The 18,056-nt window shown below is 65.6% G+C and carries 20 protein-coding genes; 9 read left to right on the forward strand and 11 right to left on the reverse strand.

The window, feature by feature from the left end; all coding sequences use genetic code 11:
* Positions 1 to 56: 56 nt before the first annotated feature.
* Complete coding sequence (locus A6F65_RS06985; protein ID WP_067787173.1) at positions 57 to 1,790, forward strand: AmpG family muropeptide MFS transporter; 1,734 nt, start codon at positions 57 to 59, stop codon at positions 1,788 to 1,790.
* Here A6F65_RS06985 and A6F65_RS06990 read toward each other — a convergent pair.
* From A6F65_RS06990 to radC, 11 genes are all read right to left on the reverse strand, one after another.
* Positions 1,787 to 3,121: a bifunctional folylpolyglutamate synthase/dihydrofolate synthase gene (locus A6F65_RS06990; protein WP_067787175.1), complete on the reverse strand. Its 1,335-nt coding sequence runs from the start codon at positions 3,119 to 3,121 to the stop codon at positions 1,787 to 1,789. The genes A6F65_RS06985 and A6F65_RS06990 overlap by 4 nt on opposite strands.
* A gap of 18 nt (positions 3,122 to 3,139) precedes the next feature.
* On the reverse strand, positions 3,140 to 3,991 hold the full coding sequence (gene accD / locus A6F65_RS06995) for an acetyl-CoA carboxylase, carboxyltransferase subunit beta (protein ID WP_067787177.1): 852 nt from the start codon (positions 3,989 to 3,991) through the stop codon (positions 3,140 to 3,142).
* Positions 3,992 to 4,126: 135 nt separating this feature from the next.
* Positions 4,127 to 4,912: a tryptophan synthase subunit alpha gene (gene trpA, locus A6F65_RS07000; protein ID WP_067787180.1), complete on the reverse strand. Its 786-nt coding sequence runs from the start codon at positions 4,910 to 4,912 to the stop codon at positions 4,127 to 4,129.
* The gene (locus A6F65_RS07005; RefSeq protein WP_067787182.1) at positions 4,909 to 5,364 is read right to left on the reverse strand and encodes an endonuclease domain-containing protein; all 456 of its coding nucleotides are present in this window, start codon (positions 5,362 to 5,364) and stop codon (positions 4,909 to 4,911) included. The genes trpA and A6F65_RS07005 overlap by 4 nt, the downstream gene beginning before the upstream one ends.
* A 41-nt stretch (positions 5,365 to 5,405) precedes the next feature.
* Entirely contained in the window at positions 5,406 to 6,641 is a 1,236-nt protein-coding gene (gene trpB, locus A6F65_RS07010; protein ID WP_067787184.1) for a tryptophan synthase subunit beta, read from the reverse strand.
* 103 nt (positions 6,642 to 6,744) lie between these two features.
* Positions 6,745 to 7,377 carry a phosphoribosylanthranilate isomerase gene (locus tag A6F65_RS07015; RefSeq protein ID WP_067787186.1) on the reverse strand — a complete coding sequence of 211 codons (633 nt, stop codon included), beginning with the start codon at positions 7,375 to 7,377 and terminating at the stop codon, positions 6,745 to 6,747.
* Positions 7,378 to 7,428: 51 nt separating this feature from the next.
* Positions 7,429 to 7,935, reverse strand: a complete 507-nt coding sequence (locus A6F65_RS07020; protein WP_067787188.1) for a GNAT family N-acetyltransferase — start codon at positions 7,933 to 7,935, stop codon at positions 7,429 to 7,431.
* Entirely contained in the window at positions 7,932 to 8,606 is a 675-nt protein-coding gene (pyrF, locus tag A6F65_RS07025; protein WP_067787190.1) for an orotidine-5'-phosphate decarboxylase, read from the reverse strand. The genes A6F65_RS07020 and pyrF overlap by 4 nt, the downstream gene beginning before the upstream one ends.
* Positions 8,603 to 9,013, reverse strand: a complete 411-nt coding sequence (locus tag A6F65_RS07030) for a hypothetical protein (RefSeq protein ID WP_067787192.1) — start codon at positions 9,011 to 9,013, stop codon at positions 8,603 to 8,605. The genes pyrF and A6F65_RS07030 overlap by 4 nt, the downstream gene beginning before the upstream one ends.
* 64 nt (positions 9,014 to 9,077) lie before the next feature.
* Complete coding sequence (gene purB / locus A6F65_RS07035; RefSeq protein WP_067787194.1) at positions 9,078 to 10,388, reverse strand: adenylosuccinate lyase; 1,311 nt, start codon at positions 10,386 to 10,388, stop codon at positions 9,078 to 9,080.
* A 70-nt stretch (positions 10,389 to 10,458) separates the two neighbouring features.
* A complete protein-coding gene (gene radC, locus A6F65_RS07040) occupies positions 10,459 to 11,178 on the reverse strand; it encodes a RadC family protein (RefSeq protein WP_067787196.1) in 720 nt (239 codons plus the stop codon).
* Positions 11,179 to 11,252: 74 nt separating this feature from the next.
* Between radC and A6F65_RS07045 the strand changes: the two genes are divergently transcribed.
* The 8 genes from A6F65_RS07045 (at position 11,253) to A6F65_RS07080 (ending at position 17,898) form a co-directional block, all read left to right on the forward strand.
* Entirely contained in the window at positions 11,253 to 14,522 is a 3,270-nt protein-coding gene (locus A6F65_RS07045) for an intermembrane phospholipid transport protein YdbH family protein (RefSeq protein ID WP_067787198.1), read from the forward strand.
* A complete protein-coding gene (locus tag A6F65_RS07050) occupies positions 14,519 to 14,788 on the forward strand; it encodes a YnbE family lipoprotein (RefSeq protein ID WP_237164786.1) in 270 nt (89 codons plus the stop codon). Before A6F65_RS07045 ends, A6F65_RS07050 begins: the two co-directional genes overlap by 4 nt.
* An 18-nt stretch (positions 14,789 to 14,806) precedes the next feature.
* Positions 14,807 to 15,205, forward strand: coding sequence for a YdbL family probable chaperone protein (locus A6F65_RS07055; protein WP_205631918.1), 399 nt, complete (start codon positions 14,807 to 14,809; stop codon positions 15,203 to 15,205).
* A 151-nt stretch (positions 15,206 to 15,356) separates the two neighbouring features.
* Entirely contained in the window at positions 15,357 to 15,671 is a 315-nt protein-coding gene (locus A6F65_RS07060; RefSeq protein WP_067787202.1) for an AtpZ/AtpI family protein, read from the forward strand.
* Positions 15,672 to 15,713: 42 nt separating this feature from the next.
* The gene (locus A6F65_RS07065) at positions 15,714 to 16,502 is read left to right on the forward strand and encodes a F0F1 ATP synthase subunit A (protein WP_257784257.1); all 789 of its coding nucleotides are present in this window, start codon (positions 15,714 to 15,716) and stop codon (positions 16,500 to 16,502) included.
* A 36-nt stretch (positions 16,503 to 16,538) separates the two neighbouring features.
* Entirely contained in the window at positions 16,539 to 16,763 is a 225-nt protein-coding gene (locus tag A6F65_RS07070) for a F0F1 ATP synthase subunit C (RefSeq protein WP_067787206.1), read from the forward strand.
* Positions 16,764 to 16,829: 66 nt separating this feature from the next.
* Positions 16,830 to 17,324: a F0F1 ATP synthase subunit B family protein gene (locus A6F65_RS07075; protein ID WP_067787208.1), complete on the forward strand. Its 495-nt coding sequence runs from the start codon at positions 16,830 to 16,832 to the stop codon at positions 17,322 to 17,324.
* A complete protein-coding gene (locus A6F65_RS07080; protein WP_067787210.1) occupies positions 17,317 to 17,898 on the forward strand; it encodes a F0F1 ATP synthase subunit B family protein in 582 nt (193 codons plus the stop codon). The genes A6F65_RS07075 and A6F65_RS07080 overlap by 8 nt, the downstream gene beginning before the upstream one ends.
* Positions 17,899 to 18,056: the final 158 nt, after the last annotated feature.

The raw sequence follows: 18,056 nt of genomic DNA on the forward strand, positions 1-18,056 counted from the left end.
CCCATGCTGGCAATTGCCGCTAGAGCGAAACGGTAACCGGCCACGAGGGAGAAGGCATGGCAGAGGCAGCAGCGAAGACGAAGCCGGGATGGGGCACGCTCGCCCGGTCGCTGAAGAACCCCAAGAGCGGGTTCATGGCGCTGTTTGGCTTCGCGCAGGGCCTGCCGCCCGCGCTGTTCCTCGGCACGCTGTATGCCTGGCTGAGCGAGGCGGAAGTGGATCTGGAGACGATGGGAGTCTTCAGCCTCGTCGGCCTGGCCTACGCCTTCCAGTTCCTGTGGTCGCCGCTGCTCGACAAGGTCGACATCCCGGGCCTTAGGCGGCTGGGCAAGCGCAAGCAGTGGATTGCGCCCATGCAGCTGACGGTGGGCATCGCGCTGCTGGTGATGAGCTTCCTCGACCCCGGTAGCGCGCTCGGCTGGTTCAGCCTGCTGGCCGCCATCGGCGCCTTCGCCAGCGCCACGCAGGACATTGCCATCAACGCCTGGCGTATCGACGTGGCGGACGAGGTCGCGACGCTGGATATCCTTTCCACCATCACGCAGATGGGCTTCCGCATGGCGGCGCTGGTCGGCGGCGCGCTGGGCCTGATCATCGCCGAGCGGATCGGCTGGCCGCAGACTTACCTGATCATGGGCGGCATCATGCTGGCCATCGGTATCGCCAGCCTGTTCGCGCCCGATGCGGATGTGGCGAAGCGCAGCGCCGCCACGGATGCCGCCGCCGATGCCGAGGTCGCCGAGCTGTACAACGCTGGCGAAGTCACCCCGCAGGTCCGTAATCGCGCGCTGCTGGCGGTGGGCATCTTGTGGGCCTGGGCCATCGGGACGGTCGTTGTCTTCATGGTGCGCAGCATGACTGCCATGCCGGAGGACCGGCCGGATGTGACGCTGTTCACGGCCACCTATGGCCCGCTGATCGTGCTTGCCACGGTGGTGCTGCCGGCCTTCATCGCCGCCTGGGTCGCCCGCCAGAAGCGCAACGGTACCAATGTTATCACCGCCGCGCCGGGCGTGGGGGCAGGGCACAAGGTGACCTTTGCGGACCACCTGTACCGCGCGCTCGTGCTGCCACTGGTCGAATTCGTCGGCCGCATCGGCTGGTCGCTGGTGCTGATCCTGGCGCTGGTACTGACTTATCGCATCTGCGATTCCATCTGGGGCGTGTTCGCGTATCCGTTCTACCTGGGTGAGCTGGGTTACACCGGGGACGAAGTGGCCTTTGCCTCCAAGTTCTTCGGTGTCTTTGCCATCATCCTGGGCCTCGCGCTGGGCGGGTGGATCATCACCAAGTTCGGCCGCATGTTCACGCTGACGCTGGGCGCGATCCTGGCCGCTGCAACCAACCTGCTTTATGCGGACCTGGCCGCGGGCGGGGCGACCATGCAGGCGGCGAGCGATTTCATCGGCTTCACCAAGCTGATCGCCTGGATGGCGCCATTTGGTAGCGAAGGCCTGCCGCGCCTAACCTTCACGATCTTCTGGGAAAACCTCGCCATCGGCATCGCGGGCGCAGCCTATATCGCCTGGCTTTCCAGCATCGTGGCAAAGGAATATGCCGCCGTGCAATATGCCCTGCTGGCCTCGCTCACGCTGCTGGTCGGCACGCTGGGCCGCGGTGCGCTGGGGCAGATGATCGAGGATCGCGGCTATTACTTCGTCTTCATCTTCACCGCGCTGATCGGTGTGGTCGCTGTGGTGCTGTGCATCATGGAATGGATCCGCGAGGCGCGCGGCGGCAAGGATGCGGGCGTGGTGCAGCCGGACCCGGTGGTGGCGCGCGGCGCCTAGCCCGGGATTTCGCCGTTCGCTTCCAGGACCTGTCCCGCGAGGTATAGCGAGCCGCAGATGAGGACCGTCCCCTGTGCAGGCGTGTTGTCGGCAATCGCCTGAAGGGCTGCCTTTACGCTGGTAGCTGGCTGGCTGGCGGGCAGGGTCTCGCGCGCGATCTCCACCAGTTCCTGCGTATCGATGTGGGCGGAGCCGACGATGGGCACGGCCTGCAGGCTTTCGAAGAACGGGCCGAGGATGGCGAGGAAGGTGCGCGCATCCTTCGCCGCCATCATCCCCACCACCGCATGCACGGGCTGCGGCAGCCCGGCGACATGCGCCGCCAGCGCGTCTGCCGCATCGGCATTGTGCCCGCCGTCCAGCAGCACGGTGCGGCCGGGCAGGATGCGGGTGAGCGGGCCTTCGCCCAACGTCTGGATACGCGCAGGCCAGCTGGCACTGCGGATACCCTCTGCCATGGCGGCGGGGGAGACGGTAACGAAGTCCTGGTGCCGCAACATGGCGACGGCCAGTGCGGCATTGTCGGCCTGGTGCCTGCCGGGCAGAGTCGGCAGGGGTAGGGCGAGCTCGCCATGCTTGTCGCGGTAATTGATGGCGTCACCCACATCGGCCCACCATTCGCGCCCGCGCATGTGCAGCGGCGCCTCGGCCAGCCCCGCGCGGCGCTCGATCTCCAGCCGTACGTCCTCGCGCAGATATTCCTGCACGCATAGCGGCGAGCCCGGGCGGGCGATGCCGGATTTCTCGAAGGCGATGCGCACGATGGGCGTTTCCGGCACGCCTTCCTCCGGCACCAGCAGGAAATGCTCGTGATCGATGCCAAGGCTGGCGATCCCGCAGGCGGCGGGGCGCTGCATCACATTGGTCGCATCGAAGCGTCCGCCCAGCCCGACCTCGATGATGCAGGCATCCGCAGGCTCGCGCGAGAAGGCGAGGAAAGTGGCAGCCGTCGTGACCTCGAAGAAGCTGGGGTCAAGGTCCTCGCTGGCGTCCAGCACCTCCTTCAGCAGCGCGGCCAGCATTGCGTCGGACACCAGCTCGCCCGCGATGCGGATGCGTTCGTTATAGCGTACGAGGTGCGGCTTGGTGGCGGAGTGGACCGTCTTCCCGTCCGCCTCCAGCATGGCGAGCAGGAAGGCGCAGGTGCTGCCCTTGCCATTGGTGCCAGCGACATGGAATGTGGGCGGCAGGCTGTCTTGCGGATTGCCGAGCCGGTCCAGCAGCGTGCGGATGGTTTCCAGCCCGATGCGCCCATGGGGCAGGCTGAGCGCCTGCAGGCGGTTCAGCTGCGCCTGCACCGCCGGATCGTCATGCGTGGCGAAATCCTTCATCGCGGTTTGTCGCGCGCTTTAAGCGGCGGCGGCTTCCGGATTGAGGTAAGCCAGCGTTCGGGCCAGCGTTTCCTTCAGCTCGCTGCGGTGGACTACCATGTCCACCATGCCGTGCTCGTAAAGGTATTCGGCGCGCTGGAAGCCTGCGGGCAGCTGCTCGCGGATCGTCTCCTGGATCACGCGTTGCCCGGCAAAACCGATCAATGCATCGGGCTCGGCAATCTGGACATCGCCCAGCATGGCATAGCTGGCAGTGACGCCGCCGGTGGTCGGATCCGCAAGAACCACGATATAGGGCAGGCCTGCCTCTTTCAGGCGGCGCGTCATCACCGTGGCGCGGGGCATCTGCATTAGCGACAGGATGCCTTCCTGCATGCGCGCGCCCCCGGCTGCGGTGACGACCACGAAGCCGCATTGTTCATCCAGCGCGCGCTCAGCCGCCTCGCAGAAGGCCGTGCCCACGGCCATGCCCATGCTGCCGCCCATGAAGGTGAAGTCCTGCACGCCCACGACCGCCGGATTGCCGCCAATCGTCCCATAGGCGGACTGGAAGGCATCGCGATGCGGGTTGTTGGCGCGCGCGGCCTTCAGCCGGTCAGAATAGCGCTTGGAATCCTTGAACTTCAGCGGGTCTTCGCGGACCTCCGGTTCGGGGAGCACTTCGTAACCCTGGTCCAGCAGCTGCATCAGCCGCTCGTCCGCGCCGATGCGGCCGTGATGGTCGCAGCGCGGGCAGACAGACAGGTTCTCCGCATATTCCTTGGCGAAGATCATTTCGCTGCAGCGCGGGCATTTCACCCAGAGGTTATCGGGCGTGTCGCGCTTCTGGACGAAGGGCAGCGAATTGCGGACGCGGGAAAGCCAGTTCATGGTGGGTGCTCTAATCCAGTTTTTCCGTCTTTGCGAGCGACGAAGTCGCGCGGCAATCCATCATCTGAGTTCTCCGGCACGTGCCCGGGGAGATGGATTGCCACGTCGCCTGCGGCTCCTCGCAATGACGTAATCTCAGCTGTTTCGCGCAGAATGCACGGCTTCGGCAAGGGCCGAGACGAGCTCGCGCAGCTTCGCCGGGGCATCCTTGCCATGCTCGCCCACGATTTCGACCAGCGCGCTGCCGACCACGACGCCGTCCGCCACGCGGGCAAAGGCGCGGGCCTGGTCCGGCGTGCGCACGCCGAAGCCGACGGCGACGGGCAGGTCGGTGTGCCTCTTGAGCCGCGCGACCGCTTCCTCGATGCTGTCCAGCGCCGCCTGCTGCTTGCCGGTGATGCCCGCAACGCTGACGTAATAAAGGAACCCGCCCGAGCCATTGAGCACGGCGGGCAGGCGCGCATCGTCTGTGGTCGGCGTGGCGAGGCGGATGAGGGCGATGTCCTTCGCGCGCAGGGCAGGCCCGAGGTCGCGGTCCTCCTCCGGCGCGAGGTCCACGCAGATCACCCCGTCGACGCCCGCCTTGGCGGCTTCGTCCGCGAACCATTCCGGCCCGCGCCGCACCATCGGGTTGGCATAGCCCATCAGCACCAGCGGCACATCCGGATGCCGCGCGCGGAAATCGGCGGCGATCTGCATGACATCTGCGGTGCGCGTCCCCGCGCCGAGGCTGCGGATATTCGCCGCCTGGATCGCCGGACCATCGGCCATCGGATCGGTGAAGGGCATGCCCAGCTCGATCACATCCGCGCCGCCCGCTACGAGCGCATCGAGATTGGCCGCCGTGTCGCCATCGCCAGCGGTGACGAAGCAGACGAGCGCAGGACGCGGGGCTGAGAAGGTGGTGGAAAGGCGGGTCATGGCTTTCCCCTCTCCCCGACCCTCTCCCCTGAAGGGGAGAGGGAGTTCGTGGCGCCGGAAATAGCCCTCTCCCCTTCAGGGGAGAGGGTTGGGAGAGGGGGCTGCGCACGCAAGCTTGCGATCACGTCGGCAAGTCGTGTCAGAACGCCGTGCATGTTTCCCATTACGTCAGAGTTTGTGAACCTGATCACCGTGTATCCTTGAGCTTCCAAACTTTCAGTGCGGCGTCCGTCATAATTATGTTGGCCGGCGTGCGTGTCGCCATCTACCTCCACAACCAGCTTGGGATCGTTGGCCGCGAAGTCTACAATATACCGCCCAATGACCTTCTGCCGCCGGAATTTAACGCTCTGAAACCGCGAAGCGCGCAGTTCGAGCCACAAACGCGTTTCCGGCTCGGTCATTTCCCGCCGCATGGCTTTGGCGTGCCTCGTGAGATCTGCGTCGCGCATGGCCCCTCTCCCAACCCTCTCCCCTCAAGGGGAGAGGGCTATTAGATCTCCACTCCCAGCGCTTCCGCCACGGTGAAGATGTCCTTGTCCCCGCGGCCGCACAGATTCATCAGGATGGTCTGGTCGCGGCGCATGGTCGGGGCGAGTTTCGCCACGGCGGCGATGGCGTGGCTTGGCTCCAGCGCGGGGATGATACCTTCGGTGCGGCAGAGCAGCTGGAAGGCGTCGAGTGCCTCCTTGTCCGTCGCGCTGGTGTATTCGACGCGGCCGGTTTCCTTCAGCCACGCGTGTTCCGGGCCGATGCCGGGGTAATCGAGGCCTGCGCTTATCGAGTGGCCCTCGGTGATCTGGCCATCCTCGTCCTGCAGCAAATAGGTCTTGTTGCCGTGCAGCACGCCGGGGAAGCCGCCCGCCAGGCTGGCGGCGTGTTCGTCTCCGTCCAGCCCGTGGCCCGCGGCCTCCACGCCCAGCAGGCGGACATCGGGATCGTCGAGGAAGGGATGGAACAGGCCGATGGCATTGCTGCCGCCGCCGATGCAGGCCACTGCCATGTCCGGCAGCTTGCCCGTGCGCTCCTGCATCTGGACGCGGGCTTCCTTGCCGATCACGCTCTGGAAATCGCGCACCAGCTCCGGATAGGGGTGCGGGCCGGCGGCCGTGCCGATGATGTAGAAGGTGTCGTGGACGTTGGCGACCCAGTCGCGCAGCGCCTCGTTCATCGCATCCTTTAGCGTGCCTCGCCCACTTTCGACCGGGTTGATGGTCGCGCCCAGCAGCTTCATGCGGAAGACGTTGGGCGATTGCCGCCGCACGTCTTCGGCGCCCATGTAAACCGTGCAGGGCAGGCCGAAGCGCGCGCAGACCGTCGCGGTGGCGACGCCGTGCTGGCCCGCCCCGGTTTCCGCGATGATGCGTGTCTTGCCCATGCGGATGGCGAGCAGGATCTGCCCGATGCAATTGTTGATCTTGTGCGCGCCGGTGTGGTTCAGCTCGTCCCGCTTGAACCAGACTTCCGCGCCCATGCCTTCCGGCGCGTCCTTGCGCAGTTCCTCGGTCAAGCGTTCAGCGTGATAGAGCGGGCTGGGACGGCCGACGTAATGTTCCAGCAGGTGATCGAACTCGGCCTTGAAATCCGGGTCCGCCTGCGCGGCGCGGTAATGCTTTTCCAGGTCCAGGATCAGCGGCATCAGCGTTTCGGCGACATAGCGCCCGCCGAACTGGCCGAAATGCCCGCGATCATCGGGCTGGTTGCGGAAGCTGTTTGCCTGATTACCCACAAAAAATTCCGTTCGGGCTGAGCCTGTCGAAGCCCCGTTCTTGCTTCTTGCCCAGCGCTATAAGGAAAGACGGCCCTTCGACAAGCTCAGGGCGAACGGAAACTTACGCTGCGCGAACCGCCTCGCAGAAGGCGCGGATCAAGTCCACGTCCTTTACGCCCGGCGCGCTTTCAACGCCGCTGGATACGTCCACCAGCGGCGGGCGTGTTGTGCGGATGGCATCGCCGACATTGTCCGGCGTCAGCCCGCCAGCCAGACCCCAGGGAACGGGATGCTGGTATCCGGCGAGCAGGTCCCAGTCGAGCGCCAGGCCATTGCCGCCCGGCAGCACGCCCGGCGCGGCATCGTACAGGATCAGGTCAAGCGCGCCGTGGTAGCGCTTCACGTCTTCCAGCGATTGCGCGTTCTTGATGCCGCAAGCCTTCCATACTTCCACCGGTGCGTTCTTGCGCAGCAGGCCGAGGTATTCGGCGCGCTCGTTCCCATGCGCCTGGGCGATGTCCGGCTTCACCGCATCCAGCGCGCGGATGTGGGAGACGGCGTCCATGTTCACCGTCAGCAGCACGCTCTTCACCTCGCGCGGGACGCGGGCGCGTAGGGCGGCTGCCTGCTCCACCGAGACATGCCGCGGGCTCTTCTCGAAATGGACGAAGCCCACATGCGTCGCCCCTGCGGCCACGGCTGCATCGACGGTTTCGGGCGTGGAAAGCCCGCAAATCTTGATTCCGGTCTGCATGGGGGCGGGACTAGGACAATCGCTGCGCGCTTGAAAGACCGGATGGGGCCTTCAGGCCGTCTCCAGCCGCTTTTCCAGTATCGTGAAGGTGAGGGGCGGATCGAGCGACACCGGAAAGGGCGCAGTCTCGCCGGTTTGCGCGTAGCCGCGCCGCTCATACCACGCGATCAGGGAATGGCGTGTGTCGATGACCTGCATCGTGATCGTCAATGTCCCCTCTTCGCGGGCCAGGTCTTCCGCTGCGTCGAGCAAGGTTCGGCCCAGACCTGCCGATTGCAGGTCCGGCATCACGCAGAGCATGCCCAGATATAAGACGCCGCCGGGCCGCCGGGTGAGCGCGACACAGCCAAGCAATTCTTTCCCGGATCGTGCGAGCAGGATGGTCACGGCCGGGTCGGCGAGCATGCCCGCAATCTGTCCGGGCGCGCATCTCTTGTCGTAAAGGATATCGGCTTCGTGGGTCCAGCCGCGCCGCGCGCTGTCTCCGCGATAGCCGCATTCTATCAGTTCTTCGACCTCGGGGGCATCGTCGGGGCGAGCCGCAACGACAGTCGTCAAAGCGTCGCCTCTATATCCCTCGCCGCCTGTGCGGGATCGTCCGCGCGGCTGATGGGGCGGCCGATGACGAGGACGCTGGCGCCGTCGTCGCGGGCATGGCGGGGGGTGACGACGCGTTTCTGGTCGCCCACGGATGCACCCGCAGGGCGCAGGCCGGGAACGACGAAATAGCCATCCTTCCACTGGTCATGGACCGATTTCACCTCGTGGCCGGAGCACACGATACCGTCCAGCCCGCTCGCCTCTGCCAGTTCGGCCAGGCGCAGGACGTGTTCGTGCGGCGTGCCGGTGATGCCCGTGCGCGCCATGTCGCGCTCGTCCAGGCTGGTGAGCATGGTGACGGCCACGACCTTGCAATGCTCGCCCGCCGCAGCCTTGGCGTCTTCCATCATCGCGCGCCCGCCGCTGGCGTGGACGGTGACGATGGCGGGTTCCAGCACGTGGATCGCCTGCATTGCGCCTGCGACCGTATTGGGAATGTCATGCAGCTTCAGGTCGAGGAAGATCGGCAGGCCCAGATGCGCAATCTCGTGCACGCCATGGTGGCCATGCGCGCAGAAAAATTCGAGGCCCAGCTTCACCCCGCCGACATGGCCCTTCACCTTCTGCGCCAGCGCCTTGGCAGCATCGAGCTGCGGAAGGTCGAGCGCGAGGTAGACCGGGTTGCTCACGGCGTGGTTTCATCCGGGCGCAGCTTGTCGCTTTCCGGCTGCGGCGCGCTGGTGGTGACCGTGGTCGGCTTGTCGCTGCTGGACGGCGAGGGCGGCGTGGCTTCGCGCGCGGTCACGGAGCTGGGCGTGATCGCATCGGTGGAACCGGTTGCCGTGCCGACGGAGGCATTGCGCGTCTGGCTTTCCAGCGTGCGGATCTTGCGATTGTAGTGCCAGCTCTTGCCCCGATGCAGCAGCCACATCGGCAGCAGGCCCGCCAGGAATGAGACGATGACCAGCGCCGGGATCTTGGTCTGCAGCAGCAGGCCTTCCCAGATGCGGACTTCCACATCGGTCCAGTTATAGACCGAAAACAGCAGCAGCGCGGCCAGCAGCAGCGCCCAGACTATCGTGCGAAAAACAGCCATGTGATCCTCCAGAACCTTTCCACCGGCTTAGGCAGGAAAGCCGGTTAAGGGAAGGGGTGCACCCTTATCCGAAAACCCGGTCGAAGATCGTGTCGACGTGCTTGAAATGGTAATCGAGGTCGAAACGCTCTTCCAACTGCTCATGCGTGAGGGCGGCGGTGACTTCATCGTCGGCCTTCAACAGGTCGAGCAGCGAAAGCGCGCCGTCCGATTCCCACACCTTCATCGCGTTGCGCTGGACGAGGCGGTAGGCATCCTCGCGGCTCACCCCGTTCTGGGTGAGGGCCAGAAGCACGCGCTGCGAATGGATAAGGCCGCCCATGCGGTCCATGTTTTTCTGCATGCGCTCGGGATAGACGAGCAGCTTCTCCACCACGCCGGTCAGGCGGGCGAGGGCAAAGTCCAGCGTGATGCAGGCGTCCGGGCCGATGAAGCGTTCCACGGAGGAGTGGGAGATGTCCCGCTCGTGCCACAGCGCCACGTTTTCCATCGCCGGGACCACCGCGCCGCGGACCACGCGGGCGAGGCCGGTGAGGTTTTCCGTCAGGATCGGGTTGCGCTTGTGCGGCATGGCGCTCGACCCCTTCTGGCCGGGGGAGAAATACTCCTCCGCTTCCAGAACTTCGGTGCGCTGCAAGTGGCGCACTTCCACCGCCAGCCGCTCGATGGAACTGGCGATGACGGCCAGCACGGCAAAGAACATGGCGTGCCGGTCGCGCGGGATCACCTGCGTGCTTACCGGTTCGACGGCCAGGCCCAGCCGTTCCGCCACATGGGCTTCCACGGCCGGGTCGATATTGGCAAAGGTGCCCACTGCGCCGCTGACTGCGCAGGTCGCGATTTCGCGCCGGGCGAAGACCAGCCGCTCGCGGCAACGGCTGAATTCGGCATAGGCCTCGGCCAGCTTCAGGCCGAAGGTGACGGGTTCTGCGTGGATGCCATGGCTACGGCCGATGGTGGGAGTGAACTTGTGCTCCTGTGCGCGGGTCTTCAGCGCGGCCAGCAGGCGGTCGAGGTCTTCCAGCAGGATATCGGCGGAGCGGGCAAGCTGCACCGCCAGCGTGGTGTCCAGCACGTCCGAACTGGTCATGCCCTGGTGCATGAAGCGGGCCTGGTCGCCCACATTGTCCGCCACCCATGTCAGGAAGGCGATGACATCGTGCTTTGTCACCGCCTCGATCGCGTCGATGGCTTCCACGTCGATCTTTGGATCGGTGGCCCACCAAGCCCACAGCGCCTTGCCCGCACTTTCCGGCACGACGCCCAGCTCGCCCAGCTTTTCCGTCGCATGCGCCTCGATCTCGAACCAGATGCGGAATTTCGCCTCCGGCTCCCACAGGGCGGTCATGGCGGGGCGGGAATAACGGGGGACCATCTGAAGGACTCCGGACTGGCAGTGGATGTGCGGGGCTGCTTACGGGGGCGCGGCTAGGCTGCGCGCAGGGTCAAATCAAGCCCTTGGCTTTCAGGCTGACATGGCCCTCGCGCCCGACAATGACATGGTCGTGCACACTTATGCCCAGCAATCGCCCGGCATCGGCGATCCGCTGCGTGACCTGGATATCGGCGCGGCTGGGTTCGGGATTGCCGCTGGGGTGGTTGTGGACAAGGATCATGGCCGTCGCACCCACCTCCAACGCGGTCTTGACCACTTCGCGCGGATGGATTGCCGCCTCGTCAATGCTTCCATCGCCAAGGTGGTGATCGCGGATCAGGCGGTTGCGCGTGTCGAGATACAGCACGCGCACGCGCTCCACGGTCAGGTGCGCCATGTCTATCGCCAGGTAATCGAGCAGCGCCTGCCAGCTGCCCAGCACGGGTTTCTGCTGCACCTGGCTGCGGGCCATGCGCCGGGCGGCAAGGGCGGTGGCCTTCAGAGCGCCTGCTGCGGCCTCTCCCACGCCGGACACATCCTGCAGGGCGCCGGCATCCGCATTCAGCACGCCGGCGAGCGAGCCGAAGCGTTCCAGCAGGGCGTTGGCCGCCGGCTTGGTGTCGCCGCGCGGGTTGCCGGCGAACAGGAGATATTCCAGCACCTCGTAATCCGCCAGCGCCTCAGCGCCGCCGGACAGCAGCCGCTCGCGCAGCCGCGCGCGATGGCCGGTATGGCCCGCAGCTGGGGCGGACTTGCCGTTCGCCTGCGGTTCAGCGCGCCTGGCCGACATGGAACTTTTCCTCACACACGGTTGCGTCTGCCGCATTGCCTTTGTCGCAGCGGTCGCGCAAGTGAAGCGACACGATGGCTCAGTCCGCTCAAAACACAAGCGAAACCGGGCGAGAGCCGGAGCCGAAGGCGGGCAAGCGCAGGCTTGTGTGGCGCTGGTTCCTGATGCCCGTGCTGCTGATTGTGGGGCTGGCGGTGGCGGCCGCATGGCTGCAGCGGCAGGAGCTCGCCCGCAGTGCGATCGAGGACTATTTCGAAGGGCACGGCGTCGAAGCGCGCTACGACATCACCCGCATCAGCCCGCGCAAGCAGGTGATCGAGAATGTCGTCCTGGGCGATCCGGCAAGCCCGGACCTGACGGTGAAGCGCATCATCGTCTCCATCATCCCGAAGCTTGGCCTGCCCACGGTCCGGCGCGTGAAGCTGGAGGGCGCACGGCTTTACGGGACGTTCCGCGATGGCGAGCTGAGCTTCGGCGCGCTGGACCCGATCCTGCTGGCAGGCGACGGCGGCGAGCCGGAGCTGCCCGATCTCGACATGACCATCCGCGACGGCCGCGTGCTGATGCAGACAGATTTCGGCGATTTCGGCGTGAAGCTTTCCGGCGCGGGCAATCTCAGCGGCGGCTTCGAGGGCGTGCTGGCTGTTGCGTCGCGCGATGCCGCTTTCGGAGGCTGCACGCTGGACGGGGCGACCCTGTATGGCGACTTCGCCATCGAGGCACAGCGACCGCTGTTCCAGGGGCCGCTGAGGATAGCAGATGCGCGCTGCGCCGATGCGGGCGTGGAGCTGGCGGACGTGGCTGTCACGCTGGACGCGCTGGTCGATGCCGGCCTGAAGGGTGTCGACGCGACGTACGAGCTTGCCGCCGGGCGCGGCGCCATCGGCGATGCGCGCATGGCCAGCCTGCGCGGCGAGGGGCGCGTCAGTTACCGCGATGCGGAATTCAACGCACGTTACGACCTTGTCGGCAGCGATGTGCGTACATCGCAGGCCAATCTGGCAGCGCTGTCGCTGGACGGCACGATCCGCGCGCTGGACGGCTTCTCCAGCCTGCGCGCGGAGGCCGGGTTCGAGGGTACGGGCCTGCAACCGGGCACCGGCCTCACCGGATCGCTGGCCTCCGCCGCCGCTGCTGCCGAGGGCACGCTGGCCAGCGACCTGCTGCGCAAGTTCGGTGCCGCAGTCGAAGCGGAGCTGCCGGGCAGCGCCCTGTCGGGTAAGGTGACGCTGCGGCGTACCGGCTCCGTTACCTCGGTCATCGTGCCGCGCGCCGATGTCAGCGGGCGTACTGGGCGGCTGCTCCAGCTTTCGGACCTGCAATATGCTGCGGGCGGAAACGGTCCCATGCGCCTGTCCGGTCGTTTCGTCACCGGCGGGCGCGACCTGCCGCGGATCGATGGACGGATAGAGCGGCGCGGATCGGGCGGCTTCGATGCGCGGCTGTCGATGGCGCGATATACTGCCGGAAACAGCAGCCTCGCGCTGCCATCGCTATCGATCAACAGCATTCCGGGCGGCTTTCGTTTCAGCGGCGATGCGCTGGCCAGCGGGGACATTCCCGGCGGCGCGGCGCAGGGGCTGCAATTGCCACTGGCGGGGACCTGGACGAATGGCCAGCTGGCCATGTGGCAGGGCTGCACCGATGTGCGGTTCGACAGGCTGGCACTGGCCGACCTTTCGCTGGATGGCCGCGCGCTCACCCTGTGCCCGGCACGCGGGCAGCCGATCCTGCGCTATGGCCCCGGTGGCTTGAGGCTGGCGGCAGGCGCGCCCTCGCTGGACCTGTCCGGACGGCTTGGCTCCACGCCCGTCCGCGTGGCTAGCGGGCCCGTCGGCATGGCCTGGCCCGGCACGCTGTCGGCGCGCAATTTGGACGTGGCGCTTGGCCCTGCAGGCAATGCCACGCGTTTCCAGCTTGCGGGCCTGACCGCGCAGCTCGGTGGGCCGCTGGCGGGGACATTCGAAGGGACGGACATCCTGCTCGACGCCGTGCCACTCGACATGCGCGATGCGTCGGGGGCGTGGAGGTATAGCGGCGGGCGGCTGGAAATCACCGATGCGGAACTGCGGGTGGAGGACCGGGCCGAGCCTGATCGTTTCAACCCGCTGTTCGCGCGCGGTGCGGCGCTGACCCTGTTCGACAATCTTGTGACCGCGAATGCGGACCTGCGGCACCCGCTGGGCGACCGGCTGGTGGCGCGGACCGCCATCCGGCATGACCTCTCCACCAGTATCGGCAGCGCGGATCTGGATGTGCCCGGCATCACCTTCGTCAGCGGGACGCGGGCCGTGTCCGTGCCCCAGATCGACCAGGTGGCATCGGGCGGGTTCCAGCCCACCGACCTGACCCCGCTCGCTCTCGGCGTGGTCGCACTGGTCGATGGGACGGTGACGGGGCAGGGCCGTATAGACTGGGACGATGCCGGCGTGCGCAGCACCGGACAGTTCACAACGGATGCGCTCGACCTGGCTGCGGCGTTCGGGCCTGTCGAGAAGGCACGCGGCACGATCGTCTTCACGGACCTGCTGGGGCTCACCACCGCGCCGGACCAGCTGATCGAGGTTGGAACAATCAATCCGGGTATCGAGGTCTATGACGGCGAAATTCGCTTCCAGATGACTGATGGCGAGCGGCTGGCCGTGACCAGCGCGCGCTGGCCGTTCCTCGGCGGCTTCTTGAGCATGCGGCCTGTCACCTTGAACCTGGGCGTGGAGGAATTCCGCACTTACCAGCTAGATGTGGAGGGCATGGAAGCAAGCATGTTCGTCGCCCGGATGGAGCTCAACAATTTCAGCGCCACGGGTACCTTCGACGGTACGATCCCGCTGGTCTTCGATCCTCAGGGCAACGGGCGGATCGAAGGCGGCATGCTCGTCTCTCGCCCACCCGGGGGCAATGTCTCCTACCAGGGCGACCTGCTCTACGAGGACATGCCGATGATGGCGGAGTTCGCCTTCCAGGCGCTGCGCTCACTCGATTTCAAGCGGATGCGGATTGCGCTGGACGGCGCGCTGGCCGGTGAACTGGTCACCCGCGTACGCTTTGACGGCGTCTCGCAAGGGGAGGGCGCGGAGAACAACCTTATCACCCGCCAGTTCGCCAAGTTGCCGCTGCGCTTCGACGTCAATATCCGCGCGCCGTTCCAGCAATTGCTCAGCTCCGTGCGCTCGCTCTACGATCCCTCGGCCATTCGCGACCCACGCGACCTGGGGCTGGTGGATGCCGATGGCCGCGTGATCCGGGCCAGCATTTCCGGGCAGGAAGCCCCGCCCGAACCCGATCCCATGGATATACCCGATGAAGCCGTCATTCAGCGGCCCGAAAGCGAGGATGTGGAATGAAGGATGCAACATTGACCGGAGCTGCCATTTGCGCGCACATGCCAGCCATGAGGCGGCAAGGCAGCACAGGCGGGCGAACCCGCGGAAGTACGGTCAGGGTGGCGATGGCGCTGGCCCTTGGCGCGTCGGCCGCCGGTTGCGTGACGGTAAACGCACCGGACGAGCCGATCGTGATCGAGCTGAACGTCAACATCACCCAGGAAGTGATTTATCGCCTGGCACAGGATGCCGGCAACACGATTGAAGAGCAGCCGGGCATTTTCTGACCCGGCAGGAGCATGATGATGAAGACGATGTCCAAATTTTCGCAAGCCGCACTGGCCGGTGCAGCCATCGCCATGGCCGTGGGCGGCGCGGTCTCTCCCGCATTCGCGCAGCGCGATGCCGCTTACGAGCAGGCCCGCCAGAGCGGCCAGGTGGGCGAGAAGATGGATGGCTACCTCGGCGTCGTGGGCAGCGGCAATGCCGCGCTGCGCGCCATGGTGGATGACATCAATATCAAGCGCCGCGCGGTTTATGCCGAGAAGGCTAAGGCTGCGAATGCCACGCTGGAGGAATACGCGTTCACCTCCGGCTGCCTGCTGATTTCCCGCACCGTGCCGGGCGAGAAGTACCAGGCGCCCGATGGCAGCTGGCAGACCCGCACGTCCGCGCCTCCAATGCGCGATTCGCGCTGCCCGTAATGCGGCGACGTGCAGGCACCATTTCGCGCTGCACAATGGTTGCAAAACGCCACCACATCGGTTGACTCCCCCATAGCCCCCGCCTAAGGGGACCGCGCCTTTGGCGGGCAGCTCTTTGCCCGTGCCGCATTATCTCTCTAAGGGGTTCGGCATGAGTAAAGAAAAACCCGCCCGGGACCCCATCGTCGAGGATGCGCGGATCGACGCGCTCGAGGAGCGGCTCAAGTCCGCACGCGAGCGTGAAGAGGAGCGCAACCGGCCAAGTGTTAAGGGCGCCGATGCCAATGAAAAGCTCGGCAACCAGGTGCTTGGCCATTTGCTCGGGGGGCCTCTCGGGGGCGCGCTCATCGGCTGGGTCATCGACCAGTTCGCCGGTACGTCGCCCTGGGGTCTGTTGGTGATGCTCGGCCTAGGGATCGTCGTCGCCTTCAGGAACATCATACGGATTTCAGGCACGCGCCCCTGATCGGGCGATACGTGTAAGCGAGCCAAGGGGCGCGAGAGACAAGTGGCAGGCGAGACGGCTAAGGTCGATCCGATGTACCAGTTCACCATCGAACCGCTTTTCGGTTCGCAGGGCTGGGAACTGGCGGGTTTCAACATTGCATTCACCAACAGCGCGTTGTGGATGACGATCACGCTGGTCGTGCTGTGGGTATTCATGCTTGGCGGCATGAAGCGCCAGCTGGTGCCGGGCCGCTGGCAGATGATGGTGGAAACCTTCACCGGCTTCATCGACGACATGCTGGAAGCCAACATCGGCAAGGCCGGGCGCAAATATGTGCCTTATATCTTCAGCCTGTTCATGTTCATCCTCTTCGCCAACCTGCTTGGCCTCATGCCGCTGGGCGTCGTCGGCGTGCACCCGTTCACCTTTACCAGCCACTTCACCGTCACCGGTGTGCTGGCCATCCTGTCCTTCGCGATCGTCCTGGTCGTCGGCTTCTTCAAGCACGGCATCAAGTTCTTCAGCCTGTTCATTCCCAGCGGCACGCCGCTGCCGATGGTGCTGGTGATCTTCCCGATCGAGCTGGTGTCCTTCCTGTTCCGCCCGTTCAGCCTGGCGCTGCGACTGTTCGTTGCAATGATGGCCGGCCACGTGCTGCTGGAAGTGCTGTCCAGCTTCGTGATCGACGGCTGGAATGCCGGCGCCGGTTTCGGCCTGCTGGTGGGCCTTCCCAGCTTCCTGCTGATGATTGCCATCTGCGCGCTGGAAATCCTGGTTGCCGGCATCCAGGCCTACGTCTTCGCATTGCTCAGCTCGCTGTACATCAACGACGCTGAAAACCTTCACTAAGTCACTTAATCACACGTATTTTCAAGGAGTTTAGTCATGGATCTCGAAGCTGCAAAGATGATCGGTGCCGGTCTGGCCGCAATCGGTGCCGGCATGGCCGCACTGGGCGTGGGTAACGTCTTCGGTTCGTTCCTGGAAAGCGCCCTGCGCAACCCGGGTGCTGCAGACGGCCAGCAGGGCCGCCTGTTCATCGGCTTCGCCGCTGCCGAGCTTCTCGGCCTGCTGGCGTTCGTCGTTGCAATGATCATTCTGTTCGTCTGATCGAATTGGGGCCGGGCGCAAATGCCCGGTCCACCCTTTTTTCCGCTTGAAAACGGGACATAGACAATGCCCCAGATAGCCCAGATCGCCGAGACATACTCCAGCCAGGTTTTCTGGCTGCTGGTCATCTTCGGCCTGGTTTTCTTCGTCATCGGCCGCGGGATGGTTCCCAAGGTCATGGACACCGTTGCCCAGCGCGACGGCCAGATCGCGTCGGACCTCGCAGCAGCGCAGGCTGCCCGCGACGGTGCGGACGAGCAGGAGGAAGCCTGGCGCAAGCGTGAGAATGCCAACCGCGCCCGCGCGCAGGACATCGTGGCCGAGGCGAAGGCAGGTGCCAACGCCTCGACCGAGAAGAAGCTGGCCGCTGCGCAGAAGCGTATCGACAAGAAGCTGGACGAGGCGGAAGCACGGATCTCCGAATCCCGCACCGCCGCTGCGTCCGAAATCGAAGCCGTCGCCGCCGAGGCCGCGCAGGACATCGTCGAGCGCCTGGCCGGTATCAAGGTGGCCAAGGCCAAGGCCGGCAAGGCCGTGAAGGAAGCAATGCACCATGGCTGAGCAGAGCGACCTGCCCGAAGTGTTCGCCACCGATGCGGCGGAAACGACGGCCACGACCACCGTGGATGTCGGTGCCGGCAAGCATGTCGAACCCGAACTGCTGGGCCTTGCGCCTTACCAGTGGGTTTCGCTCAGCATGGTGGTGCTGCTGCTGATCGCGTTCTTCGGCGCGAAGGTTCACAAGACCATCGCGGGCGGCCTGGACAACAAGATCGCGGCCATTCGGGACCAGCTGGAAGAAGCCAAGACGCTCCGCGCCGAGGCCGAAGCCCTGCGCGACGAATACGCCAGCAAGATCGCCAACGCGGAAAAAGACGCCGAAGCGATGCTGGATAACGCCCGCGTGGAAGCGGACGCCATCGTGGCCAAGGCGGAAGCCGACACGAAGGCGACCATCGCGCGGCGCAAGCAGATGGCGGAAGACAAGATCGCCGCTGCGGAGCGCGATGCCATCCAGGACCTGAAGGCGCGCGCCGCCGATGCGGCCACTGCTGCCTCGCGCAAGCTGATCGCCGAGGAAATGGGTGCCGAATCGGACCGCGCAATGGTCGATTCCACGATCGCCCAGCTCTGATCGGCCTTGCTCCAGCCCGCAGTCTGGCGTGCTTTTGCTAAATCATTGAATTTCCTGTAGTCAGCGCCGCAGCTCCCGAGGAGGGGGCTTCGATGGCCGTAACCAGGGAACCCGAACTCAGCAGAACCTTGTCCGCAAATGCGGATGGAATGCTGTGG

Source organism: Paraurantiacibacter namhicola, assembly GCF_001687545.1.
In the GTDB taxonomy this organism is placed as follows: Bacteria; Pseudomonadota; Alphaproteobacteria; order Sphingomonadales; family Sphingomonadaceae; genus Paraurantiacibacter; species Paraurantiacibacter namhicola.